Raw genomic sequence first — 17,863 nt, forward strand, 5'->3', positions numbered from 1 at the left:
GCATCCCCCATGATCTCCTCAACTGCCTCCGCCCGTCCCGCTCTTGCGTGGTCGACCTCGGCCTCGCACGGCTCCCTCGAAATCGCCGTGCTCGCCGTCGCCGGGATCGCGCTGTGGTTCGCGCCCGCGATCGCCGGTGACCACTGGCTGCAGCTCGGCTTTCGTATCGGCATCTTCCTGGTGCTGGCGCAGGGCTGGAACCTGATGGCCGGTTCGGTCGGCCTCGTCTCGCTCGGCACCTCCTGCTTCGTCGGGCTCGGCGGCTATGTCGCGTTCGGCCTGCTCAACCATCTCGACCTGCCGCTGCCGCTCGCCTTTGCGGCTTGCGCCGTGGCTGGCAGCGCGCTTGCCGCGCTGGTGTCGCCGGCGCTGTTCCGCCTGCGCGGCCTGTACTTCACCGTCGGAACGCTGGCGCTGGCCGAACTGCTGCGGCTGACCATGATCAACGTCCCGGCGTTCGGCGGCGCCACCGGGCTGATCCTGCGCGACGATCCGCCGGCCCTGCCCGTCCTGTTCCGCTACGCGCTGACGCTCGCGGTGATCGCCTCGCTCGCCGCCACGCTGTGCGGGCGCAGCCGCGCCGCCGTGATCATGCATGCCGTGCGCGACGACGCCGATGCGGCGGCGCAGCTGGGCGTGCGCACCTTCCGCGTCAAGCTCGCGGCCTTCATGCTGGCGAGCGCGCTGACCGCCATGGCCGGCGGCCTGCAGGCGGTCAAGCTCGGCGCGATCGAGCCCTACGGCATGTTCGGGCTGCAATGGTCGATCGACGTGCTGTCGATGGTGGTCATCGGCGGCGTCGGCCGCCGGCTCGGCCCGCTGGTCGGCGCGGTGCTCGTGGTCGCCGTCGGCGAAGCCCTCGCTGACTATCCCGAACTGCATGTCGCCATCACCGGCGCCATCCTGATTGTCCTGATCCGCTTCGCGCCCCATGGCCTTGTCGGCCTTGCCGAACGGGCCCTCCCTTCGCGAGCCACACCATGACAACGCTGGAAGCTGCGCCCCTTCTCGTCGCCCGTGGCCTCGTCAAGCGCTATGGCGGCCTCGTCGCCATCGACCAGGTCGATCTCGTCCTGCGTCCGGGCACCATCACCGGCGTCATCGGTCCCAACGGCGCCGGCAAGTCGACGCTGATCGGCCTGATCGGCGGCGCGCTCGCCCCGAGCGCAGGCACCATTCATCTCGACGGCCGCGACGTCACGCGGCTGCCCGCCGCGGAGCGGGCGCGCGCGGGCATCGGCCGCACCTACCAGATCCCGCGCCCATTCCTCGACATGACGGTCGCCGACAATCTGGCAGTCGCGCAGTATTCCGTCGCCCCGTTCATCCGCGCCGAGACCGCGCGCGAGGAGCGCGAAGCCCTGCTCGCGCGCACCGGGCTTCTCGACGTCGCGACGCGTCCGGCGAACAGCCTGCCGCTGCTGCGACGCAAGCGCCTCGAAGTCGCGCGCGCGCTGGCGCTGAAGCCGCGCATCGTGCTGCTCGACGAAGTCGGCGCCGGCCTCGTCGACAGTGAGATCAGCGAGCTGATCGCGTTGATCCAGTCCATCCGCGACGACCACACCGCGATCCTGATCGTCGAGCATGTGCTGCGGGTCGTCCGCGCCTGTTGCGGGCGATCGCTGGTGCTCGATTTCGGCAAGATGCTGATCGAGGGGCCGACCGACGAGGTGCTCGGCAATGACAAGGTTGCCGCGGTCTATCTCGGCAGCAGCGGCGCCCGCCAGGGCACGACCAACGAGACCGCGGTGACCGCCGCCGGCGACGACGTCCACCTCGCCGCACCGGACGCGGAGGCACGGGTGCTGGCGCCGCTGACCGCCCCGACGACAGCTTCATCTGCCGGTACGCCGCTGCTCGCGCTCGCCGGCATCCGCGCCGGCTACGGCCAGGCGCAGGTGCTGCAGGGCATCGACCTGACCGCCATGCCCGGCGAGACCATCGCGATCCTCGGCGCCAACGGCGCCGGCAAGACGACGCTCGCGCGCGTCATCAGCGGCGCCATCGCGCCATCGGCCGGAACGCTGCGGATCGACGGCGCGGATATCACCGGGCAGCCGCCGCATCGCATCGCCAGCCATGGCATCGCCCACTGCATGGAGGGGCGCCGCATCTTTCCGACGCTGTCCGTGCAGGACAATCTGCTGATCGCCGCCCGCCATGTCGACCGCACCACCGCCCGCGCGCGGCTCGCCGCCGTCTACGATCTCTTTCCCGTCCTCGCCGAGCGCAGGACGCAAGGCGGCACGGCGATGTCCGGCGGCCAGCAGCAGATGCTGGCGATCGGGCGGGCGCTGATGGCGCAGCCGCGCCTTGTGATCTTCGACGAGATCAGCCTCGGCCTTGCACCGATCGTCATGGACAGGCTGTACGAGGCGCTGGCGCTGCTGAAGCAGGCCCGCATGACGCTGATCGTGATCGAGCAGGACATCGAGCGGGCACTGGCGCTCGCCGACCGCGCCCACGTGCTCGAACAAGGCCGTTTCGCGTTGACGGGAACGCCGCGCGAGATCGCCGCCGATCCCAGGCTCCGGCACATCTATATCGGCGCAGCCGAGCACGCGGACCAGCACGCGGCCGGCTGACATCGGCGCGGCTCGGTTGCCGGCGCGCAGCCGCGCCATCACTGGCATCAGCATTATTCGGAGAAGCAAGTCCGTCGTCGCGGCGTGATCGTCGCATCGCGCGGCCGTATCACGGTGGCCATGATGATGTCTTGACCACGAAAAGAAACATCCGCCGCGAAACCTGGAGGGAAAACGCGGCGAATGCTCAAGGACGTGCTGTGGGTGTTATTTGCGGATCAGCGGCCGCGCGAGCGGCGCCGGCTCGTCGGGCGCCCACAGGCGAAAGCTCACCTGGGCGAAGACCGAATAGCCTCTGGTGATGCTCGCCGCATCCTGGCCCGGCGCGGCCGTGCCGCCAGAGGCATGTGCGGAGAACTCGTTCAAGGCCCAGACATTGAGGGTCGCCGGACCGAAATCATAACCGACCAGCAGACCGGCAGCCCACAAATTGTAGCGGTTGACGTTGATCGCGCCGTTGTAGAACGCGCTCGACTGATCGTTGGTCACCTGTCCGACGTAGTATCCGACCGGCCCGACCCTCCAGCGGTCGATGGTCCGGGTGGCGGTGAACTCGGCGTGCAGGACGTCACCGCTCTTGTAGTTGGTGACGGTGCTGCGGGTATTGGTCTCGTAGAACAGGTTTGCCGTCAGATTCCAGCCATCCTTCAGGTAGGAGACGATGAACTCCGGCTGGAACGTCCACCACGGATTGCCGACATTGCCGAGCCCGTTCGCCCCGCTGGTCGAGCCATCCGGCGCGTACATGCCAAGCCCCGCCTTGACGAAGAAGCCGCTGTCGCCGAGCTTCCAGCTCAGCTCGACCGGAACGATATAGGTGTTGTGCAATCCGGCGGAACTGATGCTGATGGGCGATCCGATGCCAGCCATGAGCGCGGGCTGCACCAGCACCGCGTTGTAGGTCGCGCCCAGGAACGACCAGCCGGGCACGAACACGAAGCCGGTCGCTTCCGCCGCGATCTGGACCCTGGTCTGCGCACCGCCGACGTTGGGCGCACCGGGCCCGACCAGCGACGCCTGATAAGTGCCGAACTGCTGGAACATGTAGACACCGGGCGGCGGTGCACCGGCCGTGGCGGCGCCGAGCGTGAGACCGGGCTTCTGCGCCCAGCCGGAAGAACCGAACTCATACGCATGCGCCACACCATTGCTCAGCGCAGCAACCATCCCTGACGCCGCGCATGCCGCGGCCGTCCGCCGTAAAGCAGTCATTGATTTCCCCCGAGTGATTATTGTATAGCGGTACACTCGTACTGAATATCGATACACACAACAATACCGCAGCGGCCGGCGCCGCCGGATTCCCCGCGGCTGTTGCCCAATAATCACATTGCAATTCAATTGTATCACATTGCGGTTCACGATCACGTTGGCACCCGATGACGCCCAACGCCTTCCTCACCACCGAAGGGCCCTGCATGCGATTTGCCGATGCCAACCAACTGCTCGACGCAGCGATCTCGCGGTTCGAGAGCGACTGGATCCGTCACGACGACGGCCGCGCGCATGTCGCGGCGCGCGCCCACATGATCGGCGGCACGGCAGCGATGGCCGAATGGTGGCTCGGCTATGTCCACACCACCGAGCAATAAAAGTAGTGGGATGGATCGGCGAGCGCGGCACCGGCCGCTATGTCGGCGGCACGCATATCGCGCACGAGTATTTTGGCGGCGGTCCGACGCTATTCAGGCTGCGGCGATGCGCTCGCGCTTCGGGCTCGGCGCACTCGATCCTGTGCCGCCGCACATTGGCGCGCTCCTGCCGACACTGTACCGCCGCAATACCGCGGCATGATCACCTTCATCGCGGCCGGCATCCGCCGCCGCAATGCTTGATCTCCGCGCCGATCGTGACTAATCAGGCGACGAAGACAACCTCAGAGGACTTTCGCAGCCATGGATTTCAACCCGACAGCAATGCCGACCAGCCTTGCCCACGGGGATTTCCAAGCGCATGCCAGCCTCCATCGTTCTATCGCACGTCGGCCTGTCCACGCCTGACGGCAGAGCCCTTCTCAGCGACATCAATCTGAGCTTCGGACCCGAGCGGACCGGCATCGTCGGCCGCAACGGCATCGGCAAATCGCTGCTGCTCGCGACGATGGCCGGTGACCTGCCGCCGCGCGCCGGCACCGTGTCGATCGCCGGAACCGTCGGTCTGCTCCGGCAGACCGTTCAGCCGCCTTCCGGCGCGTCGGTCGCGGACCTGTTCGGTGCACGGCAGGCGTTGACGGTGCTCGCCCGCGCCGCGCATGGCCATGCCACGGCCGAAGAGCTCGCCGACGTCGACTGGTCGCTGGACGAACGCATCGCGACCGCGCTCGCGGACGTCGGCCTCACCATCCCGCTCGACACCGCGCTGGCGGCGCTCTCCGGCGGCCAAACCACGCGGGCGAGCCTTGCCGCGCTGGTGCTCGCCGCGCCGGACATGCTGCTGCTCGACGAGCCGACCAACAACCTCGACCGCCCCGGGCGGCAGGCGGTGATCGACCTCATCGCCAGTTGGCGCGGCGGCGCCGTCGTCGTCAGCCATGATCGCGGGCTGCTGGATGAAATGGACGTCATCGTCGAGCTGACGTCGCTTGGCGCGGCGCGTTATGGCGGCAACTGGACGCAGTATCGCGAACGCAAGGCCGTCGAGCTGCGGGCCGCCGAACACGACCTTGCCCACGCTGAAAAGACAATGGCTGAAGCCGATCGCCACGCCCGCATCGCGGCCGAACGGCGCGACCGGCGCAGCAGCGCCGGAGCGCGCAAGGGGGCGCGCGGCGATCTGCCCAAAATCCTGCTCGGCGCGCGCAAGAGCCGGGCCGAGGCCAGCACGGGCGACGGCGTGCGGCTCGCCAACCGCCAGCGCACCGACGCGCTGGAGGCCGCCACCACCGCGCGCGCCCGTATCGAGATCCTGCGGCCACTCGCCATCACGCTCGCATCCACCGGGCTTGCGGCCAGCCGCACGGTCCTCACGCTCGATCGCGTCACGGCCAGCTATGATGGCGCGCCGCCCGTCATCCACGACCTGTCGTTCACCATCACCGGACCGCGCCGCATCGCCGTGACCGGTCCGAACGGCGCGGGCAAGAGCAGCCTGCTGCGGCTGATCACAGGCCAGCTGCAGCCCTCGCATGGCCGCGTGTGCGTTGCCGTCGACATGGCCATGCTCGACCAGCACGTCGACGTGCTGGACGCGCAGGCCTCGATCGCCGACAATTTCATGCGTCTCAATCCGCTAGCCGGCCACAATGCGTGCCGTGCGATGCTCGCGAATTTCCTGTTCCGCGCCGATGCCGCGCTGCAGATCGTCGGCACGTTAAGCGGCGGGCAACGCCTGCGCGCAGCGCTTGCCTGCGTGCTCGGCCGCCAGCATCCGCCGCCGCTTCTGGTCCTCGACGAGCCAACCAACCACCTCGATATCGCGTCCATCGAAGCCGTCGAAGCCGCCCTCACCGCCTACGACGGCGCGCTGGTGGTCGTCAGCCACGACGAGCTGTTCCTCGACGCCATCGGCATCGAGCAACGAATCGATCTTGCAGCCGCGGGCGGCGGCAACCGCTAGCCGCAGCCCGCCCGCGAGGCTCAGACCGGCCGGTCGCCCTTGTTGACCCTGAGCGTGCGGTTGTCGACGCCGGGGAGCATGCGCGCCGGATCCCGGGTGACGACAATGTCGAGCACCGTCGGCCGGCTGGTCGTCGCCAGCGCATCGAGCAATGCGGGCCGCAACTGCTCCGGATCGGTCACGCGAATGCCATGACAGCCCATGGCGCGCGCGATCGCGGCGTAGTCCATCTCGACGAGATCGGACGACTGATAGCTGCCGGGTCCATAGACCGCATGCTGCAGCGCCTTCACATAGCCGGATGCGGCGTTGTTGAAGACGCAGGTGATGAAGTTGGCGCCAAGACGGCGGGCGGTTTCGAGCTCGCCCATCGACATGTTGAAGCCGCCGTCGCCGGTCATCGCGATCACCCGGCGCGACGCGCCCGCCCCGAGCTGGGCGCCAAGCCCGCCGGGAACGCCATAGCCGATCGAGGCGAAGCCGCGGTCGGCGACAAAGCCACGCCCGGCGCGTTTGGTATCGAACAGCAGGCCACCCCAGTGGGCAGCGAAACCGCCATCGGCAACCAGAATGGCATCTTCGGGCATCACCGCGTTCAACTCGCCCATCAGACGGCCGATGTTGATCGGCGTCTCCCGCGACTCCAGCCGATCGGCCGCCCCCACACGCCACTCCGCCATCCGCCGCGGGATCTCGGCCAGATAATCCGCACGACGGGCGCGCCGCTGGCCGCCGTCGCCGAGTGCGGCGGACAGATCCTCGAGCGTCAGCCGCGCATCGCCGGCGAGCGCGATCGCCGTGCGTGTGGTGCGGCCGATTTCCTCGGCAAGGATATCGACATGGATCACCGTCTTGGCCGGGCCGATCAACTGGAATCGCTTCGTCGCGACCTCACCGAGCTTGCAGCCGACGACCAGAAGGCAGTCGGAGGTCTCGACCAGTTCGTTGGCGATACGCGAGTAACGCCCGAACAGGCTCGCCGACAGCGGATGGTTGCAGGCGATCGCGCCCTTGCCCGACATGGTGTGCGCGACGGGAATACCCTGCCCTTCCGCCAGAGCCTGCAGCGCCGCATATGCGCCGGAAATGTGCACCCCGCCGCCAGCAAGGATCAGTGGCCGCTCGGCCCGCGCGAGCTTCTCCACCGCACGCGCAAGTTCCGCTCCGTCGGGACGCGACCGTCGCGCCTGCGCCGTCAAGGTGCCCGTATCGACCCAGAAATCGGTGGCATCGAACGCCACCTCGGCGTGGGCGACGTCCTCGGGGATGTCGATCAGCACCGGCCCCGGGCGCCCCGACGTCGCGATCGCGAAGGCGCGGCGGACGAGCTCCGGAATGCGCCGCGGCATCTCGATGCGGATCACCTCCTTGACCACGGGCCGCAACACCTCGACCTGGTGCGCCTCCTGGGTCATGTTCTTCCAGGAATGCTCCCGATTGGTGTCGCCGGTGATCGCGATCATCGGGATGCCGGCGTTGAGCGCCTCGGCAAGACCCGTGACCAGATTGGTCGCCCCCGGGCCGAGCGTCGCATCGACGACCGCCGGCCGGTTGGTGACACGGGCATAAGCGTCGGCTGCAAACACCCCGGCACGCTCGTCATTGATCAGTGCATGCCGCAATCCCAGCACACGACAGGATTCATAGTAGGGGAGCAGCTGAAACCCACCCATCCCGAACAACACTTCGACCTCATGCAGCTTGAGCATTTCGCCAAGCGCACGGCCGCCGGTCATGGTCAGGGACGTATCGATCTGCATCACGTTCACGGTTCACTCCTTTTCGTGTCGATCCAGACTTCCGCGAGGCGGCTGACGAAAGCCGCGCTCGAAATGCCACGCTCACCGCCAATCGCCGCGGCGCTGCGGTTGACATGGGTGATGAAACCATCCGCCAGGGTCGAGCGGCCGTCGCCGATGCGGGCGCTCCACGCGCTGACCGTGGCGGCGGGAATGCCGAGCGCGTCGAGCGCGCCGAGGCGGGAAATGCCGGCGCCATCGGCGCCGACGTCGGCATCGTTGTAGACCACCGCAAACACGCGGTGCTTGATGGCGGAGGCGCTGCGACCGCCCAGCAGCGCGCCATGGGAGCCGGTCAGCACGATGGCCTCGGCATCTGCGGGGGTGACCAGCGAATTGGAATCGATCGTCACCACCGGCACCGGAAGGAACTCGGCCATCGCGAACCGTACTTCGCTCCCACAGCCATTGCCGGCACCATTGATGGATGCCGACCGACCATCGGCCCGGCGATCGCCTCCATCTCGAGACCACGCCGGCATATCCTGCAGAAGGGCGAATGCCGTGGCAGCGCGCATGCCCTCGCGAAGGCCACACCGACGGGCCGCCTCATTCACCACCGACAGCACACCGCGCGCGAGACAGTCCGCCCCGTCGCCGATCCGCGCCGAAGCGTGACTGACCGCCGCCGCCGGGATGCCATGGGCATCGAGCAGGGCGAGGCCGGCGACACCCGCCTGCTCGCGGCCGATACCGGCGTCACAGAAGATCACCCCGCCCGCGGCTGCGCCAAGCGCACAACGCGCCGAATAGATCCCGCCATGGGAGGCCGCGACAACCGGGCGCCCCGCGACATCGGGCGGCAGCTCGGTGATGCTGTCGAGCACGATTCCCGCCATGGCCTACACCGTCGCCACGGGTGTGACCGGAGATCCTACCGCGCCAGGCAGGCGCAGCGGCGGTGCGGTCAACAGAAAGCGCGAACGCTGATGCTCACGGAGCCAGCGGGCGAGTGCGCTCAAGTACCAGAGCTCGCCGAGAGGGATGCCCAGCTTGAACAGGCAGTGATGGTGCAGCGGCACGAACGGCCGCGCGCCACGCTCCGGACCGCGCGCCGGAATGGCTTCGACCGCATAGTTGTCGGCCGCGATCGCGGCAACGCCGCAATCGGTGATCCACTGCAGCAGCCGCTCATCCGCGCCGTCCAGCGCCGCGCAGGCATTGTGCAGAACAGCCGGGTCGGGATCGCGGTTCATCTCCAGCACGACTTCGGCAAAACCGGTGTGCAGGCAGAGCACGTCGCCGGGGGCGACCTCGATGCGATCGGCGTCCATCACCCGCATCAGCGTGTCATAACCGACCAGCGTGCGGCCGTGACCGAGGTGATGCGCGAGGTCCACCAGCACGCCCCGGCCCTGGACGCAACGCTCCGCCATGTGCTCGACACCGAGCGCACTCGCCACAGCTGCGGTTTCCGGCGCCACGACATCGGCTTCCGCGCGGAAGCCGTTGTAGTAGACCGGCTCGGCGACACCATCGCCATCGGCATCGAACAACGCACCGATATGGGCGAGGCTGTCCCACTGCGTCGAATACTGGGTGCACAGCAGGACGGCGTCGTCACACCCACAGTCGCAAAACTGCGCCCCTTCGTGCGTGAAGCGATAGTTGAAGTAGCGCTCGCCATGTCGCTCGGTCGACATCCGCTGCGGCGGAAAACGATGCGGCGCGAGCGCGCGCCCGCCGGGATAGTCGAGCGGCAGGCTGAGGCAGAATGTGAGCCCTTCCCGCGCTTCCGCGAGCCCTTCCCGCACCTTGTGGGTCGTGATGAGGTTGAGACGGCCGAGCTGGTCGTCGTCCCCGAACTCGCCCCAGTTCGAGCCCGCCGGCCGATGGACCCAGCGCCGCGCCGTCACGCGCTGCCTATCGTCGATCATGTGCACGTCCCGTCTCACAGGAAGCCAATGGAGATCCAGGGCACGCACGCGACCAGCACGATACCCGCGAACAGCGCCAGCAGGTATCCCCAGATCGCCCGCATGCCTTCGTCAGGCGCGACGCGCCCGATGGCGCAGGCGGCGTAGTAGCCAACGCCGAACGGCGGGGCGAACAGGCCGAGCCCCATCGCGAGGATGGCGACCATGGCATAGTGCACCTCATGAATGCCGAGCTGCCGCGCCACCGGAAACAGCAGGGGTCCGAACAGCACGATTGCGGGAATGCCCTCCAGCACGCTGCCGAGCACGATGAACACCAGCACCGACACCGCCATGAAGACCGCGGCGCCGCCGGACAGGCCGGCCATCGCCTTCGTCAGCGTCTGCGAGAAACCCGACTGGGTCAGCGCCCAGCCCATCGCCGTGGCGGTGCCGATAATGAAGAGAATGGCGCCGGACAGCACTGCCGTCTCCACCAGCCTGGGCAGCAGCTGCCGCCAGGAGAACTGCCGATAGATCAGCATCCCGACCAGCGCTGCATAGACAATGCCGATGGTCGAGACCTCGGTCGCGGTGGCGATGCCTTCCATGACCGCGGCTCGGATCACGAACGGCAGTGCCAGCGCCGGCAGCGCGACCACGAAGGCGCGCCCGATTTCCCGCCGCGACGGACGCACCACGCCCGACAGATCCTCGCGGCGATAGCGCCAGGCAACGGTCAGGCACAGCGTCACCGCCAGCACCAGCGCGGGCAGCAGACCGCCGGTGAACAGCGCGGCGATCGAAATGCCGGTCACCGAGCCGAGCGTGATCAGAACAAGGCTGGGCGGCACGGTTTCGGTCTGCGCGCCGGTCGCCGCCAACAACGCCACCAGATCGCCGGGCCTGGCACCGCGCGCCTTCATTTCCGGAAACAGCACCGGCGCCACCGCCGCCATGTCGGCGGCCTTGGCACCCGAGATGCCGGACACCAGGTACATCGCGCCAACCAGCACATAGGACAGGCCGCCGCGCACATGCCCCAGCAGGCTCGCCAGGAACTGGACCATGGCACGCGCCATGCCCGTCATTTCGATCATCATGCCGAGCAGCACGAACAGCGGCACCGACAGCAGGATCAGGTGCCCCATGCCCTCGTTGATGCGGCTGACGACCACCAGCATCGGCGCATGGGTGGCGACCGAGACATAGCCGAAGGTGGCGAGGCCAAAGGCGAAGGCGATCGGCACCCCGCCGAACACCATGGCAAACACGAAGCCGACGAAGAAGATCAGCAGATTGAAATAGCCAAAGCCGGCGAACAGCGGCGCACAGGCGCCGACCAGCGCGACAGCGGCAATGGTCATCAGCGCTGCCGTGATGGCGCGGCGCCGGTCCACAGCCTGTGCGAGACGCAGCACGCCGAATATCGCCATGACGGCGACGCCGACCGGCAGCGCGGCAGCGCGCCAGGCCCCGGACATTTCCATGGCCGGCGTCAGCATCAGCGCTTCCTCCTGCGCGAGCTCGACCGCCGCGGGAAGGATGAGAAACAGGAAGGCGGTCGCGAGCGCCGTCGCCAGCAGGTCGAGAAACTGACGCGCCGCCGGCGGCACTCGGGCGATCACCGCCGTCATCCGCATGTGCTCGCCGCGGCGAAACGCCATGGCCGCACCCAGCAGCGCAAGCCAGGTGAACAGGATCGAGGCCAGTTCATCCGACCACAGGAGGGGCGCGTGAAAGACATACCGCGCCACGATGCCGGCGAGCAGAATCACGCCTTCGACCAGAACCAGTCCGCCAGCGAGAGCGGCAACGATCCGGGAGAGGACGTTCTCGATGTCCCGCAGCCGCGGCGCAACTCCACCGGAGATCATCTGCGCATGGGCATGCGGCACCTGCTCGGCGACGGTCATGACAGCTTCCTTCCGGCGCTTTCCTCGAGCAGCGACCATGCCGCCTCGCCATAACGGCCCTTCCACTCCTCATAGAAGCCACCCTTGCGCAGCGCTTCCTGGAACGGCTCCGGCTCCGTACTGTTGAAGACGAGCCCGAGGCGGGTCAGCGTCTCCTGCAGATTCCTGTTCAACCGCTCCACTTCGGCACGCTGCGCGACCGCCTGGTCATCGATCACGCCGACGACGGTCTCGCGCAGGTTCGGCGGCAGACGATCGAGCGCACGCCGGTTGGCGAGGAACCAGAAGCCGTCCCACATGTGGTTGGTGAGCGAGCAATATTTCTGGACCTCATAGAGCTTGGCGCTCTCGATGCTGACCAGCGGCGTCTCCTGCCCATCGACCACCCGCGTCTGCAGCGACGAATACACTTCGCCCCAGTTGATGCTGACCGGCGCGGCGCCGAACGCCTTGAACATCGATGTCCAAAGCGGGCTGACCGGCACGCGGATCTTGAGCCCCTGCAGATCGGCCGGCGTGCGCACCGGCTTCACGCTCGACGTCACCTGGCGATAGCCTCCGCTCCAGATCCGACCGAAGGTCACGACGCCAAACTTGTCGATCGCCGCGCGGACATGCGCCCCGAGCTTGCCGTCCATCGCGCGCCAGACGTCGGGATAGTCGGGAAAAGCGAAGCCAATGCCGTTGATCGAGGCGATCGGCACCAGCGACGCCAGCACCAGCCCGGAGATGGTGTAGAATTCGATTGCCCCGGTTCGGACCTGGGTCAGCATGTCCATTTCCGAACCGAGCTGACTGTTGGGGAAGATCTGGATTTCGACCCGTCCGGCGGTCTGGTCGCGGATCTTGTCGGCGGCGATCGTGATGTTGCGCGTCAGCGGATGCTCGGCGTTGACGTTGCCGGCATACTTGTAGGTGAACTCGGCGGCGTGCGCCCGCCTGAGCCGGATAGCGGGGCTCGCAATCATCCCCGCCCCGACCGCCGTGAGCAGTGTTCGACGGCTCAACTTGAGCATGGCTTCCTCCATGAAATGCGTCGGCGTTACGCCGATCGTTGTCGTCGTATGAAATTCAGCGCCCGACGCAGCTCTTGCCGCCGTCGACGGGCAAACAGACTCCGGTGATGTATGCAGCCTCGTCCGAGGCCAGGAAAAGCGCGGCGCGAGCGACGTCCCACGCGTCCCCCATACGCCCCATCGGACTTGCCGCATGCCGCGCACTGAGCATCGCTTCGGTGCTTTCATAGCGGCCGGCGATCTGGGTTCGAATGAGAGGGGTATCGATCACACCAGGCAGCACCGCATTGGCACGAATGCCGCGGGCGGCATACTGAACCGCGATGGCGCGCGTGAAATGATTGAGGCCCGCCTTTGCCGCATAATATGAAATATAGGGATAGCTGTTGATCTGGATCGAGGCGAGCGAAGAGACGTTGACGATGGCGCCCTGCCCTCTTTCCAGCATGATCGGCAGAACATGCTTGCAGGTCAGGAACGCGCTGGTGAGATTGGTGTCGATCACCCGGCGCCAGCTGTCCTCGCCGGCCTCGATCACATCGGCCATGTCGGTGATGCCGACATTGTTGTGCAGGATGTCGATGGTGCCGAGGGCATCGACCGCCTCGCGAACGACGTCGGCCACAGCGCTGCTCGACGTCACGTCTGCCTGCAGCGCAAGGCATTGCCCGCCCTCTTCGCGGATGATGTCGCGGGTCTCTTCAGCCGCAGCTCCCTGCACGTCGACCGCGACGACCATCGCGCCCTCCCGGGCATAGAGCGTGGCCGCCGCCTTTCCGTTGCCCCATCCGGCCCCCGACGATCCAGCGCCGAAGACGACAGCGACCTTGCCGCGAAACCGGCCATGGGCATGCGCATGGGGCCGCGTTTGGCCACCACCCATGCCGGCCGGCTCGCTGTGTTCGCGCGAAGCGGTCGCGCCAGAGGGCCACCCCGACGACATCGTTTCACTCCCCGAAATCGTTCCGTATTGTGGAACAGTTATATTTAATATATGGAACACTTACACTGCTGAAACGGGATGTCAAATCGTCGATTTGAAAATCCCGTTCATATGCAGCGGAAACAGGCTTTCGCCGCGCCGACCGGCGTGACATCTGTTTCAAAAATGTACCTGTCACAGGGAGGAATAATGGAACTCATCGCAGACGAAGCGCTCGAGCGCGGCGGCGAGACCGCAGCGGCGGTCAAGACCATCGATCGCGCGGCGAAGTTGCTGGCGGCGCTGGTGGGCGAGGACGAACGCGGCGCCATGCTCAGCGACGTCGCCCGCCGCACCGGACTTGGCAAGGCAACCGTCCATCGCCTGCTCGGGGCACTGACCGATGTCGGCTTCGTCGCCCAGGACGCGGGCACGCGTCGCTATCGCCTCGGCGTCGGCCTGGGCCTGCTCGCGACCACCGCACGCCACCGTCATGTCGGCGCGCTGGCCTATCCCTTTCTCGAACGTATCGCGCGGATCACGGCCGACACCGCATATGTGTCGGTGCGCGAGGGTCTGTCCGCGGTGTGCATCGGCCGCGAGGTCGGATCGTTTCCGATCCGGACACTCTCTCTCGAGGTCGGCCACCGCCGTCCACTGGGCATCGGATCGGGCAGCCTCGCGCTGCTGTCGTTCCTGTCCGACGCCGAGATCGACGCGGCGATCGCCGGCAACCGCCACTGGCTCGAGGACTACCCGCGCTTCGACGCCGACCTGCTGCGCACGCTTGTCACCGAGACGCGGCGCTACGGTTTCGCATTCAACGACGGGCGGGTGATTCCCGGAATGAACGCGATCGCAGTACCGGTGCTCGACGGCGAAGGGCGCCCGCTGGCCTCGCTGAGTGTCGCGGCAATCGCCGAGCGGTTGCGCGGCGAGCGCATTCCGGAGGTGGTGCAACTGCTGCAGCGCGAGGCGGCGGAGCTTGCCGCGCTGATGCAATCGGATTTTGCCGACAACGCCATCCAGGTGTCGTCGCCCGAGGATCACAAAGCGAAACGCTCGACCCGCGGAGGTTCCCGATGAACCTCTCGACACGTTCGGTCTTCAAGGAAGCTGCAGCGCCGCGCAGTCTTGGCCTGCGCCATCACCCGGTCGCGGCCATCGGCCCGCACGACGTGCTGGTCAGGATTCACAGCGCCTCGATCTGCGGCACCGATCTGCACATTTACAAGTGGAACGACTGGGCTGCGCGCAGCTACCGGCCGCCGACCGCCCTCGGGCACGAGTTCGGCGGCACCGTCGTCGCCGTCGGCGACGGCGTGACGCGGGTGCGCGAGGGCGACATCGTCAGCGCCGAGACCCACCTGCCCTGCGGCCACTGCCACCAATGCCGGCTGGGACGCGGCCACACCTGCGACAACCTCAGGCTGTTCAGCCGGATGGGGCTCGGCTGCTTCGCCGACCACACTGTCGTCCCCGACGCGCTGCTCCGTGTCGTCCCGGACGGCATTCCCGTCGAATTCGCAACCATGATGGAGCCGCTCGGCGTTTCCGTCCGTGCCGTCACCGAAATCCCTGTGACGGGCGCCAATGTGCTGATCGTTGGCTGCGGCCCGATCGGCCTGTTCGCCGTCGCCGCGGCACGTGCCTATGGTGCCGGTGCGATCATCGCAACCGATCTTGCCGCCTATCGCCGCACACTGGCGCAGCGTCTCGGCGCCGACGACGTCGTCGATCCAGCACGCCAGTCGCTCGCCGACGCGATGCCGGCGCGTCTCGTCCGTGACAAGTTCGATGTCGTGATCGAGACCTCGGGCAGCGAACAGGCATTCCAGGATGCACTGACCCAGACCCGCAGGGGCGGCGATATCGTCTTCGCGAGCCTTCCCGACCGCCCGTTCAGCATCGACATGACCCGCCATGTCATCCTCAGCGAGATCACCCTGCGCGGCGTCTATGGCCGACGCCTCGACCAGACCTGGCTGCAGACAGAAGCGCTGCTGCGCTCGCATGGCGTAATGCTGTCGCAGGTGCTGACCCACACCCTGCCGCTCGCCGACTACGACGCCGCATTCGCGCTCGCCGCGTCCGGCGAAGCCGGCAAGGTCGTGCTGCGTCCCTGACAGCAGCGCCGGCGGTCGGAGCAAACATCGCGCTCCCCAACGATGCTGGCGAGAACCGCTAGACCGTCGCCACCGGCGTCACCGGCGAGCCGACGGCGCCGGACAGCCGCAGCGGTGGCGCGGTGAGCAGGAAGCGGCTGCGGCCATGGGTCCGCAGCCAGGCGTTCAGCTCCGACAGATGCCAGAGCTCACCGAGGTGAACGCCGAGCTTGAACAGGCAGTGGGCATGCAGCGGGACGAATGGCCGCGGCCCCTCGCCGCCCCGCGCCGGGATCGCCTCCACTGCATAGTTGTCGGCGGCGATCGCGGCGACGCCACTGTCGGTGATCCACTGCAGCAACCGCTGATCGGCGCCGTCCAGCGCGCAACAGAGATCATGCAGCACCGCGGGATCGGGCGTCCGGTTCATCTGCAGGACAGCCGCTGCAAAACCCGTGTGCAGGCAGAGGATATCGCCCTCCTCGACTTCGACGCTGTCGGCCTCGATGATCCGCATCAGATCGTCATAACCGACGAGGTAACGCGCGCGACCGAACCGGCGCTCGAGATCCACCATCACGCCGCGCCCCTGGACACAGGTTGAGGCCATGTTCTCGATGCCGAGCGCGGCACCGCCATCGCCTTCCACGCGCGCCTCTGGCTGGCGCACGTCGATCCCGGCGCGGTAACCGTTGTAGTAGACGAACTCGGCCACGCCGTCGTCATCGGCGTCGAACGCCTGACCGATGTGCGCAAGACTGTCCCACTGGGTGGAGTACTGCGTGCACAGCAGCACGGCGTCATCGCAGCCACAGTCGGAATACTGCGCGCCCTCGTTGGTGAAAGCGTAGTTGAAATAGGTCCGTCCGTGGCGGACGGTCGGCTGCAGCTTCGGCGGGAACCGATGTGGCGCCAACGCCTGCCCGCCGGGATAATCGAGCGGCAGGCTGAGGCAGAACGTACGCCCCTCGCGCACCTCCGCCGCCGCCCGCTTCACGCGCTCCGGCGTCAGCAGATTGAGCCGCCCGATCTGGTCGTCGGCTCCGAAATCGCCCCAGTTGGCGCCGGCAGGGCGCTTCTTCCAGCGTGGCATGGACATGGCTTCCCTCATCTGTACGCGCCGCTGGCCAGTCAGGCCGATCGTGGCAGCATCTTCTCACCGGCGATCGCCGACTTTGCGCGCTCGCCAATCCTGTCATAGAGGCCCCGCAGCAGCCACGGCAGCGTATAGACCGCCACATGGCTGACCGCGAAGAACAGCATGATATCCGGCGTGATCGCAGCGCCGAGCCCGGCGCACAGGATCGACATGTTGCGGTTGCCGGCGAGCATCGCCGCGGTCGCGCTGCGCGTCGCGCCGAACTTCAGGAAGGCGAACGCCGTGACGATCTGGACGGCAACATTGCTGACGAAGCCGGCGGCGACGAATGCCAGGATGCGTCCCGGCCGTGCCGCAAAGGCATCTCCCAGTCCCGCCGTGAGCGCTGCGGCATAGGCGATCAACGTCACGATGATGAGCCCGTTGAGCGCATCGGCATGACGCTGGAGGCGTTCACCGCCGGCAAGCCGGCGGACCACATAGGCCGCTCCGGCGGCCAGTCCGATGAACACCCCGACACGCGCAATCAGGACCGGCGCATCGATCCCGATCGGCAGCCCCGCCAGCATGAGACAGAGCGCCGGACCGATCAGCGGCACCACAAAGATGCTGATCAGCGCGACGCCGGTCGCGAGTGGCACATCGAGCCCGAGCAGAACCGCAAACACGATGGCCGCCGTCATCGGCGGCGATGACGCCCAGATGACGATCGCCTGAGAGAGGCCTTCGGGCAGCGCCAGCAACCGCAAGGCGCCGCCCGCCAGCAGCGGGACGACGACGAGGCACCACACGATGATCGCACAAGGCAATCCTGGCCGGGACCGGACCGGCGCGAACGTCGCACCGTCGATCTTGAGCAGCGAGACCGCGGTGAACAGGAACACCAGCACCGTGAGCCCGCCGCGCAACAACTCCGCGAGCGGCGGGATCAACAGCCCGACGAACACGCCGAGCGCGAGCGCTGCGGTCGCATGGCGACCCAGCCAGGCCAGGATGCGCATGACATGACC

15 protein-coding genes are annotated in these 17,863 nt (G+C 67.4%); 6 read left to right on the forward strand and 9 right to left on the reverse strand.

Annotated features, from left to right (window positions below; translation table 11 throughout):
- Window positions 1-9: 9 nt before the first annotated feature.
- Both JQ639_RS08055 and JQ639_RS08060 read left to right on the forward strand, forming a co-directional pair.
- Window positions 10-984: a branched-chain amino acid ABC transporter permease gene (locus JQ639_RS08055; RefSeq protein ID WP_211965605.1), complete on the forward strand. Its 975-nt coding sequence runs from the start codon at window positions 10-12 to the stop codon at window positions 982-984.
- Window positions 981-2,585 (forward strand): ATP-binding cassette domain-containing protein, encoded by a 1,605-nt coding sequence (locus JQ639_RS08060; protein WP_211965606.1) that lies wholly within the window; start codon window positions 981-983, stop codon window positions 2,583-2,585. Before JQ639_RS08055 ends, JQ639_RS08060 begins: the two co-directional genes overlap by 4 nt.
- 207 nt (window positions 2,586-2,792) lie before the next feature.
- On the opposite strand, the gene JQ639_RS08065 is transcribed toward JQ639_RS08060, so the two are convergent.
- Window positions 2,793-3,752 carry a SphA family protein gene (locus JQ639_RS08065; protein WP_211965607.1) on the reverse strand — a complete coding sequence of 320 codons (960 nt, stop codon included), beginning with the start codon at window positions 3,750-3,752 and terminating at the stop codon, window positions 2,793-2,795.
- A gap of 212 nt (window positions 3,753-3,964) precedes the next feature.
- Between JQ639_RS08065 and JQ639_RS08070 the strand changes: the two genes are divergently transcribed.
- On the forward strand, window positions 3,965-4,177 hold the full coding sequence (locus JQ639_RS08070; RefSeq protein WP_211965608.1) for a DAPG hydrolase family protein: 213 nt from the start codon (window positions 3,965-3,967) through the stop codon (window positions 4,175-4,177).
- A 361-nt stretch (window positions 4,178-4,538) separates the two neighbouring features.
- Window positions 4,539-6,140 (forward strand): ABC-F family ATP-binding cassette domain-containing protein, encoded by a 1,602-nt coding sequence (locus JQ639_RS08075; protein ID WP_211965609.1) that lies wholly within the window; start codon window positions 4,539-4,541, stop codon window positions 6,138-6,140.
- Between the two features lie 20 nt (window positions 6,141-6,160).
- Here JQ639_RS08075 and JQ639_RS08080 read toward each other — a convergent pair whose 3' ends face one another.
- The 6 genes from JQ639_RS08080 to JQ639_RS08105 are packed head-to-tail and all read right to left on the reverse strand — an operon-like array spanning window position 6,161 to window position 13,610.
- Window positions 6,161-7,900 (reverse strand): thiamine pyrophosphate-binding protein, encoded by a 1,740-nt coding sequence (locus JQ639_RS08080; RefSeq protein ID WP_211966521.1) that lies wholly within the window; start codon window positions 7,898-7,900, stop codon window positions 6,161-6,163.
- Between the two features lie 5 nt (window positions 7,901-7,905).
- The gene (locus JQ639_RS08085; RefSeq protein WP_211965610.1) at window positions 7,906-8,778 is read right to left on the reverse strand and encodes a hypothetical protein; all 873 of its coding nucleotides are present in this window, start codon (window positions 8,776-8,778) and stop codon (window positions 7,906-7,908) included.
- 3 nt (window positions 8,779-8,781) lie between these two features.
- On the reverse strand, window positions 8,782-9,816 hold the full coding sequence (locus JQ639_RS08090; RefSeq protein ID WP_211965611.1) for a cyclase family protein: 1,035 nt from the start codon (window positions 9,814-9,816) through the stop codon (window positions 8,782-8,784).
- A gap of 14 nt (window positions 9,817-9,830) precedes the next feature.
- Window positions 9,831-11,672, reverse strand: coding sequence for a TRAP transporter large permease (locus tag JQ639_RS08095; RefSeq protein WP_371745064.1), 1,842 nt, complete (start codon window positions 11,670-11,672; stop codon window positions 9,831-9,833).
- 35 nt (window positions 11,673-11,707) lie between these two features.
- Window positions 11,708-12,727: a TRAP transporter substrate-binding protein gene (locus JQ639_RS08100; RefSeq protein ID WP_211965613.1), complete on the reverse strand. Its 1,020-nt coding sequence runs from the start codon at window positions 12,725-12,727 to the stop codon at window positions 11,708-11,710.
- 55 nt (window positions 12,728-12,782) lie between these two features.
- Entirely contained in the window at window positions 12,783-13,610 is an 828-nt protein-coding gene (locus JQ639_RS08105) for an SDR family NAD(P)-dependent oxidoreductase (RefSeq protein WP_211965614.1), read from the reverse strand.
- Window positions 13,611-13,859: 249 nt separating this feature from the next.
- On the opposite strand from JQ639_RS08105, the gene JQ639_RS08110 reads away from it, so the two are divergent.
- Window positions 13,860-14,735, forward strand: coding sequence for an IclR family transcriptional regulator (locus JQ639_RS08110; protein ID WP_211965615.1), 876 nt, complete (start codon window positions 13,860-13,862; stop codon window positions 14,733-14,735).
- The gene (locus tag JQ639_RS08115; protein ID WP_211965616.1) at window positions 14,732-15,775 is read left to right on the forward strand and encodes an alcohol dehydrogenase catalytic domain-containing protein; all 1,044 of its coding nucleotides are present in this window, start codon (window positions 14,732-14,734) and stop codon (window positions 15,773-15,775) included. Before JQ639_RS08110 ends, JQ639_RS08115 begins: the two co-directional genes overlap by 4 nt.
- Window positions 15,776-15,833: 58 nt before the next feature.
- On the opposite strand, the gene JQ639_RS08120 is transcribed toward JQ639_RS08115, so the two are convergent.
- On the reverse strand, window positions 15,834-16,853 hold the full coding sequence (locus JQ639_RS08120) for a cyclase family protein (protein WP_211965617.1): 1,020 nt from the start codon (window positions 16,851-16,853) through the stop codon (window positions 15,834-15,836).
- A gap of 32 nt (window positions 16,854-16,885) precedes the next feature.
- Entirely contained in the window at window positions 16,886-17,854 is a 969-nt protein-coding gene (locus tag JQ639_RS08125; RefSeq protein ID WP_211965618.1) for a hypothetical protein, read from the reverse strand.
- Between the last annotated feature and the right edge of the window lie 9 nt (window positions 17,855-17,863).

The organism is Bradyrhizobium sp. U87765 SZCCT0048, from assembly GCF_018131225.1.
Taxonomy (GTDB): Bacteria; Pseudomonadota; Alphaproteobacteria; order Rhizobiales; family Xanthobacteraceae; genus Bradyrhizobium_A.

Coding starts and splice junctions, on each gene's coding strand:
- JQ639_RS08055 (WP_211965605.1), top strand. CDS start 10: ATGATCTCCTCAACTGCCTCCGCCCGTCCCGCTCTTGCGTGGTCGACC.
- JQ639_RS08060 (WP_211965606.1), top strand. CDS start 981: ATGACAACGCTGGAAGCTGCGCCCCTTCTCGTCGCCCGTGGCCTCGTC.
- JQ639_RS08065 (WP_211965607.1), bottom strand. CDS start 3,752: ATGGTTGCTGCGCTGAGCAATGGTGTGGCGCATGCGTATGAGTTCGGT.
- JQ639_RS08070 (WP_211965608.1), top strand. CDS start 3,965: ATGACGCCCAACGCCTTCCTCACCACCGAAGGGCCCTGCATGCGATTT.
- JQ639_RS08075 (WP_211965609.1), top strand. CDS start 4,539: ATGCCAGCCTCCATCGTTCTATCGCACGTCGGCCTGTCCACGCCTGAC.
- JQ639_RS08080 (WP_211966521.1), bottom strand. CDS start 7,900: ATGCAGATCGATACGTCCCTGACCATGACCGGCGGCCGTGCGCTTGGC.
- JQ639_RS08085 (WP_211965610.1), bottom strand. CDS start 8,778: ATGGCGGGAATCGTGCTCGACAGCATCACCGAGCTGCCGCCCGATGTC.
- JQ639_RS08090 (WP_211965611.1), bottom strand. CDS start 9,816: ATGATCGACGATAGGCAGCGCGTGACGGCGCGGCGCTGGGTCCATCGG.
- JQ639_RS08095 (WP_371745064.1), bottom strand. CDS start 11,672: ATGATCTCCGGTGGAGTTGCGCCGCGGCTGCGGGACATCGAGAACGTC.
- JQ639_RS08100 (WP_211965613.1), bottom strand. CDS start 12,727: ATGCTCAAGTTGAGCCGTCGAACACTGCTCACGGCGGTCGGGGCGGGG.
- JQ639_RS08105 (WP_211965614.1), bottom strand. CDS start 13,610: ATGGGTGGTGGCCAAACGCGGCCCCATGCGCATGCCCATGGCCGGTTT.
- JQ639_RS08110 (WP_211965615.1), top strand. CDS start 13,860: ATGGAACTCATCGCAGACGAAGCGCTCGAGCGCGGCGGCGAGACCGCA.
- JQ639_RS08115 (WP_211965616.1), top strand. CDS start 14,732: ATGAACCTCTCGACACGTTCGGTCTTCAAGGAAGCTGCAGCGCCGCGC.
- JQ639_RS08120 (WP_211965617.1), bottom strand. CDS start 16,853: ATGTCCATGCCACGCTGGAAGAAGCGCCCTGCCGGCGCCAACTGGGGC.
- JQ639_RS08125 (WP_211965618.1), bottom strand. CDS start 17,854: ATGCGCATCCTGGCCTGGCTGGGTCGCCATGCGACCGCAGCGCTCGCG.